Raw genomic sequence first — 8,505 nt, 5'->3', positions numbered from 1 at the left:
CCTGTTCGCCCTATCCACATCACTGCTGCTATGAACTTTCTGTTGTCCTTTGCACTCCTTCCACTATCCCCTTTCTTTCCGGGTAAACTCTCCTTTATCCTTTCCCATTGCTTATCTTTTAAGTCGTATAACATCCTTAGCTTCTCTCAAAAATTGTTATTATAACTCCTTTCTTTTTGAATGTCTACACTACCTAGACGTACTTGTACAAGGGTGTGTAGTAGGAGAGTTTATGACCACAACAACTACAAGTCTTCCTAGACAACAAATATTAGGTGATAAGTTCGGTATTTATCGTATATTTGAGGAAGCAATAGAATATGCTGCAGAGGAGATCCATATATCCCCATCTTCGTTAAAGATTTATTCTTTGTCAGAGATTAATTCTTTTAAAGTGTACAAAAAAATTTGCACTGAAGTTTACAACGATACAACTCACGTACTCCCTGAAATTTTAAGTTCATATGTAAAAAGAGCATGTACTGGAGAATACAGCAATGAACACACTAGGTTAAGCTCAGAAGAATGTGATAAGTTTATGGCTGCTTTTAATGATAAGTTCAATATCAAACTATCAGCCTTTTTTCAAGCTAAGAAGCAAGAAAATCTTAATTTGGACAGTGAAAAACCTCCAACTTCTTTAGAAGAGGTTTCCATTTCTAGTCAGGATGTCACTCAAGGAAGAGGGCTATAAATCCTTAAGGCCTGCTGATATAAAAAGGCAGGCTTGTTTTTTTTCATGCTAGTAGTTTTATTACCACAAAAACGTAATTTCATGGTTATTTTGTCGTTTTACAAGAAGTCCATTAAAAAATAAGTTTTTGTAATAAAAAGGATTGATTTATAAAAATATGCTGTTAGACTGCCTTGCGTGAGGTGAGGCTAATTAAACAAAAGGAGGGTTAAATGAGTTTAAATGACGAATTATTGATTGCCACAACCGTGGGAGATTATGATAAAGTTCGTAATCTTGTAAGAAAAGGTGCTGATGTTAATATTAGCGATAATCATAAGCAGTCCCCTTTACACCATGCTAGTTATTCTGGCAATTTAGATATAGCAGAGTATCTTATAGACAAAGGTGCTGATGTTAAGGCTAAAGATAAAGATGGGAATACTCCATTGCACAATGCTGTTCGTTCTGATCACTACAATTTAGCAATTATAGAGTATCTTCTAGAAAAAGATGCTGATCCTAATGCTAAAGATAATAACGGGAATACCCCATTGCACCTAGCTGCTCGTCATTCCACATTAGAGGTAGTAAAGTACCTAGTAGGGCAAGGTGCTGATATTATGGCTAAAGGTTCTGTGGATCATACTCCATTGCATTTTGCTGTTCTTAATTCCAACTTGGAGGTTGTACAGTATCTTCTAGAAAAAGATGCTGATCCTAATGTTGCACAGAATAGTGGGCTTACTCCATTACACCTAGCTGCTGATCATCCTGCCAATTTGGAAATAGTGAGGAATTTAATAAAAAGAGGTGCTAGTGTTAGTGCCAAGGACAATAAAGGCAGAACACCTTTGGATATTGCTAAAACAGAATGTTCAAATTGTAAAGACATTATAAGTTTATTAGAAGAAAAGAATGCGAATCGTGATGCTAGTACTACTGAATCTATAAGTTCAACAGCTCCTTCTCATCGGACTCAAGCAGGTCGTGTACGTCGTGATGTTCTGCATGCTACTTATGAGTTATTTGATGCTATATTATTGGGGAATTATAGTAAAGTTAAGAGTGCTATAAAAAAAGGAGCTAATGTTAATGCTAAGGATTCTGGAGGGTTTACTCCTTTGTATCAGGCTACTGACTTTAGCAGTTTAGAGATAGTAAAGTATCTTATCGAAAAAGGTGCTGATGTTAATGCTAAAGATAGTGATGGAGATACCATATTACACAAAGCCGTTAGCTCTCCCAGTTCCGATTTAGAGATAGTGAAATGCCTTGTAAAAAAAGGTGCTGGCGTTAATAATAAGGGTTATGGAGGGCATACCCCACTACATAGTGCTGCTCTTTGTGCTGCTCTTTCTTTCAGCAACAACCTAGATATAGTAAAGTATCTCATAGAAAAAGATGCTGATATTAATGCTAAGGATGATAAAGGTAGAACACCTCTAGATCTTGTTCTAAATCAAGGCATTATAGATTACCTAAAAGCAAAGGGTGCTAGTAGTAATATTCAGAATACTACTGAATCTGTAGATTCAACCACTCCTTTTAGTCCGACTCAAGCAGGTCGTATACGTAATCATGTTCAGTATGTACTCACTACTGAATCTACAAATTCAGCAACAACGCCTCAAGGTTCAACATTAATACTTGCTGATAATGTCGGGTATGAAAGAGAAGCATTGCAATTGGCTTATGTCCCTCAAGATAATATGACAGCACCACAAGTTGATTTTAATAATACAGCGTCACTTAACAGCACATTACTATTATTAGATATGTTTGCAAGAAAGGTCACAGGGCAAAAACCTGTTTCTACTACAGCAATTCCAGGTCTTTCTCAGGAACAACGAATGTCATATTATACATTAAATATTAATAATGATTTTGAGAAAGCAGTGAAATATGCTGCAAAAAAAAGTGGTGTACCAGTAAAATTGTCAAGAGTTAGGTTTCTAGTATATGATGAAATTTGCACCAAGATTGCCAGTGGTAAATCTTATGAAATTCCTGCGGTTTTAAATTCATATGCAAGAAAAGCATGCACTGTAGAAGAATGTGACGAATTTATGAAGGCTTTTAATGAAAAGTTAAACATAGAAGCACGACCTAATAGTCGACTAAAAGATGTTTCTATTTTTGGTGATAATGTCACTCGCAGCATATAAGCGGCTTATTGTGGCCTGCCGATTTTTTATGTCGGTAGGCTGCTTTTTTTCCTAATGGTAAGTTTTTGTGATAAAAAGAGTTGATTTACAAAAATATGTTCTTGCGTGAGTAATAAAAATAAAGGAGGGTTAAATGAGTTTAAACGACGAATTATTTGCTGCTATAGAAGAGCTAGATATCGCTAAAGTTAGCGACCTTATAAATGAAGGTGCTGATCCTGATGCTAGAGATAATAATGGAAGTACCGCATTGCATAGTGCTTCCCGCTCTAATAACTTTGAAATAGTAAAATTTCTTATAGATAAAGGTGCCGATCCTAAGGCAACAGATAAAGCTGGATATACTCCATTGCACATAGCTGCTCGTTCTTCTAACTTGAGGCTGGTAAAGTATTTTATAGTAAAAGGTGTTGGTATTAATGTTCGAAATAATGATGGATATAGTCCATTGCATTTTGCTGCTCGTTCTTCTAATATGGAGCTGATAAAGTATCTTATAGACAATGGTGCTAATGTTAGTGCTAAAACTAATAATGGGGATACCATCCTGCACATTGCTTTTAATTCTCCTGATCACAACTTCGAAGTAGTGAAATATCTCATAGAAGAAGGTGCGAATGTTAAGGCTCAAGATAATAATGGAATTACTCCATTGCATCTTGCTGTCCGCTCTTCTACTTTAAAAGTGGTAAAGTATCTTTTAGAAAAAGGTGCTGATCCTAATGCTAGAGATAGTCAAGGATATACTCCATTGCATTTTGCTGTCAGCTTTTCTAATTTTGAGATGGTACAGTATCTTATGGACAATGGTGCTGATGTTCATGTTAAAAGTAATTATGGGGATTACATTTTACATTTTGCTGTTTATTCTTGTAACTTGGAAATGATAAAGCATCTTTTCGAAAACGGTGCTGACATTAATGCTAAAGACAGTAAAAATAGAACTCCTCTGGAGCTTGCTCAAATAGAATATCCACAATGTACAGGCATGATAAATTTCCTGAAAGAAAAGAGTACGAGTTATGTAGAAGATGTTTCTGTTTCTAATGAAACAAGAAATAGAACTCGAAGCCTATAAGTAAACAATTGGAGCCTACCATGTCGGTAGGCTTTTCTTTTTGTGATATTGCTAGCAAATTTGGAGTGGAGGCTTATAATTAATATTGTATTTTTATAAGCATGTGATGGCAATTATTCTCTTAGACGCAAAAACGATTAATCGAATAGCAGCAGGTGAGGTAATTGAAAGGCCAGCAAGTGTTGTGAAAGAGCTGGTGGAAAATGCCATCGATGCTGGCAGCACAGAAATAGAGATAAGAATAGAAAGTGGCGGACGTAATCTTGTTGCTGTAGTGGATAATGGCCATGGAGTAGAAAAGGGTGATGTAGAGCTCGCATTTATGCGTCATGCTACTTCAAAATTAAGTGATAATGATTTGATAGAAATTAAGCATCTTGGCTTCAGGGGGGAAGCTTTACCATCAATTGCTGCAGTTAGTAAAATCAAATTATCGTCTAAAGCGCGTGGAAAAAATGAAGCATGGTCAATAAGTTACGAAGGTGGAACAAAAACAGAAGAACTTGCTCCTTATTCTATATCACAAGGAACTCATATTGCAGTGTGTGATTTATTTTTTGCCACACCAAACAGACTGAAGTTTTTAAAGACTGAAAGAGCTGAAACTCAGCATATAGTTGATATCATCAATAATTTAGCAATGATTAACTATGATATAGGTTTTACTCTTACTTCAAACAATAAAAAGCTTTTAAAATACGCCAAACAAGTTTCGTTATTGAGCAGGCTATGTGAAATAGAAAAGGAATTTCAGAATAACTCTTTGGAAGTCTGTGAGGAAGAAAATGGCACTAAACTTACAGGATATATCTGTAAGCCAACAGTTAATCGAGGTAAATCTACTATGATCTATACCTTTGTTAATAAAAGGCCAATAAAAGATAATCTGCTGGTAGGTGCAATTAAATATGCATATCATGACTTAATTCCGAATAATAGATATCCTTTTGCAGTATTGCATTTGGAGATACCTTATGATCAAGTGGATGTAAATGTGCACCCGAACAAATCAGAAGTAAGATTTCAGAATAAAAAACTCATATATGAAATAGTGACAAGAGGACTAATTAGAACCCTTTCAAGGAGGATAAGACCTGAAGCTACAAATGAAAATGAAGAGAGAGACAATGGACTTCTTTCAGAACTTATTGATAGTGCAAGGGAAGATGCAGATGAGCATCAAAGGATGCATTTGAGAAGCGTGCCGACAACAAAATCGCTGTTGGAAATCGATTTTCACAATAGATCTAATGAAAGAGTGATTAAGGAGAAGCATCAAGATTTCAAAGAAAATTGTGAACTAAAAAAAGAAGGAAAAAATAAAGAAAATAACAAAGATTTTTATGAAAAAAGACCAAGTAGCTTTGAAAATTCGTTAATGAGAAAATTTGGCTCTCCATATATGAGCACAAAAAATGTATTAGAGGAGCCAGGGTACTCTATGCAAAAATTACCAATACAACTAGAAGCTCTAGAGAAACAAATTGAACTTATAGAAGAGCATCCTCTTGGACACGCACGTTGTCAGGTTTACAACACTTATATAATTGCAGAAAATAAAAACAAATTAGTGATAGTTGATCAACATGCAGCTCATGAGAGATTAGTTTATGAATATATGAAAGAAGTCATGGAAAAATCAGCAATTAAGAGGCAGTCATTACTTATTCCCGAGATGGTAGAAATTACCAATCAGGCAGGAATGGAGATGATTGAAAATTATAAAGAGAAACTCTTTGAAATGGGCTTTGACATTGAAATAATCTCAAACTCTATGGTATTAATCAAAGAAATTCCAGCAATTTTGAATGGTATAGATATAAAAGAGGTTATAACTGATGTAGCTGACAGGTTAATAGAAATGGAAGATGCGTTACCAATAGAAGATAAAATAAATAAAATATTAGCCACGATATCTTGCCACAACTCAATTAGGGCAGGCAGAGAAATGAAATTAGAGGAAATGAATGCATTACTAAGACAAATGGAAGAAACACCATATTCTGGACAATGTAACCATGGAAGACCTACTTATATAGAGATGAAACTCAGTGATATTGAAAAATTATTTGAAAGAAAATAAAAATCTTTTAAAGAGAGCGTAAGCAGACATCTTTACAATCCAAGCTAGAGAGTAACTTGACTTTTTTACAAAAATAGTATAAATTTAACTATAGATCCCCTGCGAAACAACTTGAAGAGAGTTGCTCAGGTAGGGGATCCCCAACCCAAAAGCTCCGTGTTTTAGGTTCACAATATCAGCAATAATGTTGAATCTCATGTTATATTTCTTCTGAAAGTTGCGATAGACATTTGATATAATTTTGAAAATCTTGATCTCTCGTATCTTATTTTCCACCCTCATCCTCCAACTTCCGATTATGTTCCTTTTGTTCTGACGTTAGCGGTTTTTTCCTATATTTTTTGTATGGAATCACCACATTTTTCTGCAGTTTTTGCCATCCTTGATAGCCGGAATCAGCATGTTTTATGCTATCTTTTGGTAACAATTTTTCCTGCTTTCGTATGCGAAAATCATGCTCGATGTGACCTTGAAACTGACAACACTTTCTTCGATTACAATTTCCGTTTTCATCGTGGTCGTTTTCTTTTTGCCTGAATAACTTTTTTCCGTTTTTTGCTACTTTTTGGCCGCTGTATTGGTTGCTCAGTGACATCTGCTAAAAATCCTTTCGGGCGTTAAGGTTCTATCCTTTTTTATGGTAACTTTTTTTGCCAACAATGGCTCCATTTTCTTTAAAAGTCGGCAAATATTTGAGTTGTGCAAATTGAATAAAAATCCCAAAAATGGATGTGTTATGTATGTTCTGTAATAAATGAGAACGCATAAAATCTTGTCCTCTAGTGTTTCAACATGTGATTTTCTTCCGTGACATTTCTTTTTTGCCTCCATTTTTTCCCACTCCGGCCGGACTTTTTTCACGATTTTTTCGAACTCTTTTGTCGTCAAACCCGTTAATTGCCTAAAAACATTAGGTGTTTTTGCCACTTTTGCATAATTTATTGCCATTTTCTCTCACTAAAACTCTCATTTTATACGCTTTTTTTTGTTTTTCTACTTTTTTCCTCGTTTTGCAGGGGGTCTTAAGTCAAAACCAATATTAGTACATATAATTACGTCTTCTATTTTCCCATTTTGAAAATCTGGATTATTCTTGATTTTTAAGTAAGAGATAAAATACTTTGCTAAATTGAATTCACCATTTGTGTCTGTTGTAAACAAATCTCCTACTGTTATCTTTTTATCTTTATCCTGCTTATGTTTAGCCTGCAGAAAATGGTATTTTGTTTGCCCTTGATCACTATACTTAAATACTAAGTCATCAAACTTCTCAGCAGCATCCCACTCTGTTGCTAAACGAAAATCGTAATTTTTATCCATTCCTAGCTTAAGAAAAAGCATAGTTAGTTTTAATTGATAAATATTGCCATGTAAGCTGTTCTTAAGCCCTGATGCTGGATGAGTCTGTACACTAGTTGGTTGTTGTGCACCTTGCTGCCCAATACTTGATGGCCCTGGTTGTGCTGGAGGATTCAATCGATCAATTATGTTCGTCCAATTAGGATCTTGATTATATAACTGGTTAGCCAAGTCATGTGCTGTCTTACCCTGTTTATTTTTTATTGTTTTATCTATATTAGGTTGGTTAAGCAAAAGATCGACAACATCCAAAAGTCCAGCTTTGATAGCAACATGCAATAATGTGTTACCGTCATCGTTCATGTCAATATCATTAACATTTTGTATCTGAGGAAGTAACCTACAAATCTTATCTATTTTGTTCTTCGGAGGGTTTCCTGTACAATGCTGCCTAATTGACACAAACAGTTTGGCAATATTGATGTCATTGGGGTCATACCGCTTGCGCCTAGTAAGTTTAAACTCCTGCTCAAAAACTTTTGGATTTTTTTCAAAGCCAACTAGCGCTTTTATCATAACCCTAATTTAATTACGCATTTTACTAACACCTTGCACTTGTTTAGCATTTGTACTTTCAAGACCTGTACTCAATTCATCAGCACTAGAAGTTTGATCTGATGAAGAAGTTCTTGGCTTCTCACACACATTATTGTCAGAACCTGCTTCTCTTTTTGGCTTAGGCTGAAGCTGATTTGCTGGCTGCCCTTCAGTAGAGACTTGCCTATTTTGTTGAATATGTAGTTCCAACATTTGCACGATATCTTGTTTTTCTAAATCTCGAGCAATATCTAGTGGTGTCTTGCCTTGCTTATTTTTAGCATTGATGTTTATACCTAGTTGTTCACACAGGAACTCAACAATATCTTTGTGCCCTTTAAAAACTGCAACATGCAATAATGTATTACCATTATCGTTCACGTCAATACCGTTAATATCTCGCATCTGAGAAGATGTCTTGAAAAGAAAAGAAGAAGAGAGTACACTAAAGTAAGTAAAAACAGAGAGGGAACAATGTATCCAAGTGACATAAGTGACAAAGAATGGGAAATACTAGAGCCATACGTTGCACAAGGGGCAATAGGAAGGCCAAGAAAACACGATATTAGAGCATGCAATAAGATATATAATGAAAGGAGGTTGTCAG

6 protein-coding genes and 1 pseudogene are annotated in these 8,505 nt (G+C 35.2%); 4 read left to right on the top strand and 3 right to left on the bottom strand.

The window, feature by feature from the left end:
* Positions 1-232: 232 nt before the first annotated feature.
* The 4 genes from IC220_RS05400 (at position 233) to mutL (ending at position 6,002) form a co-directional block, all read left to right on the top strand.
* Entirely contained in the window at positions 233-694 is a 462-nt protein-coding gene (locus IC220_RS05400) for a hypothetical protein (protein WP_188153500.1), read from the top strand.
* A 212-nt stretch (positions 695-906) separates the two neighbouring features.
* The gene (locus tag IC220_RS05395; RefSeq protein WP_188153499.1) at positions 907-2,841 is read left to right on the top strand and encodes an ankyrin repeat domain-containing protein; all 1,935 of its coding nucleotides are present in this window, start codon (positions 907-909) and stop codon (positions 2,839-2,841) included.
* A 133-nt stretch (positions 2,842-2,974) separates the two neighbouring features.
* The gene (locus tag IC220_RS05390) at positions 2,975-3,919 is read left to right on the top strand and encodes an ankyrin repeat domain-containing protein (RefSeq protein ID WP_188153498.1); all 945 of its coding nucleotides are present in this window, start codon (positions 2,975-2,977) and stop codon (positions 3,917-3,919) included.
* Positions 3,920-4,025: 106 nt separating this feature from the next.
* The gene (mutL, locus tag IC220_RS05385) at positions 4,026-6,002 is read left to right on the top strand and encodes a DNA mismatch repair endonuclease MutL (protein ID WP_188153497.1); all 1,977 of its coding nucleotides are present in this window, start codon (positions 4,026-4,028) and stop codon (positions 6,000-6,002) included.
* 156 nt (positions 6,003-6,158) lie between these two features.
* Here the strand turns inward: mutL and IC220_RS05380 are convergent.
* From IC220_RS05380 to IC220_RS05370, 3 genes and pseudogenes are all read right to left on the bottom strand, one after another.
* Positions 6,159-6,950 (bottom strand): annotated as a pseudogene (locus tag IC220_RS05380) (transposase family protein); the annotation flags it as partial.
* A gap of 45 nt (positions 6,951-6,995) precedes the next feature.
* On the bottom strand, positions 6,996-7,877 hold the full coding sequence (locus IC220_RS05375; RefSeq protein WP_188153496.1) for an ankyrin repeat domain-containing protein: 882 nt from the start codon (positions 7,875-7,877) through the stop codon (positions 6,996-6,998).
* Positions 7,878-7,886: 9 nt separating this feature from the next.
* Positions 7,887-8,303 (bottom strand): ankyrin repeat domain-containing protein, encoded by a 417-nt coding sequence (locus IC220_RS05370; protein WP_188153495.1) that lies wholly within the window; start codon positions 8,301-8,303, stop codon positions 7,887-7,889.
* Positions 8,304-8,505 lie beyond the last annotated feature (202 nt).

Source organism: Wolbachia endosymbiont of Pentalonia nigronervosa (assembly GCF_014534705.1).
Classification (GTDB): Bacteria; Pseudomonadota; Alphaproteobacteria; order Rickettsiales; family Anaplasmataceae; genus Wolbachia.
The sequence above is the reverse complement of the archived record's forward strand: the minus strand, read 5'-3'. Positions and strand labels throughout refer to the sequence as shown.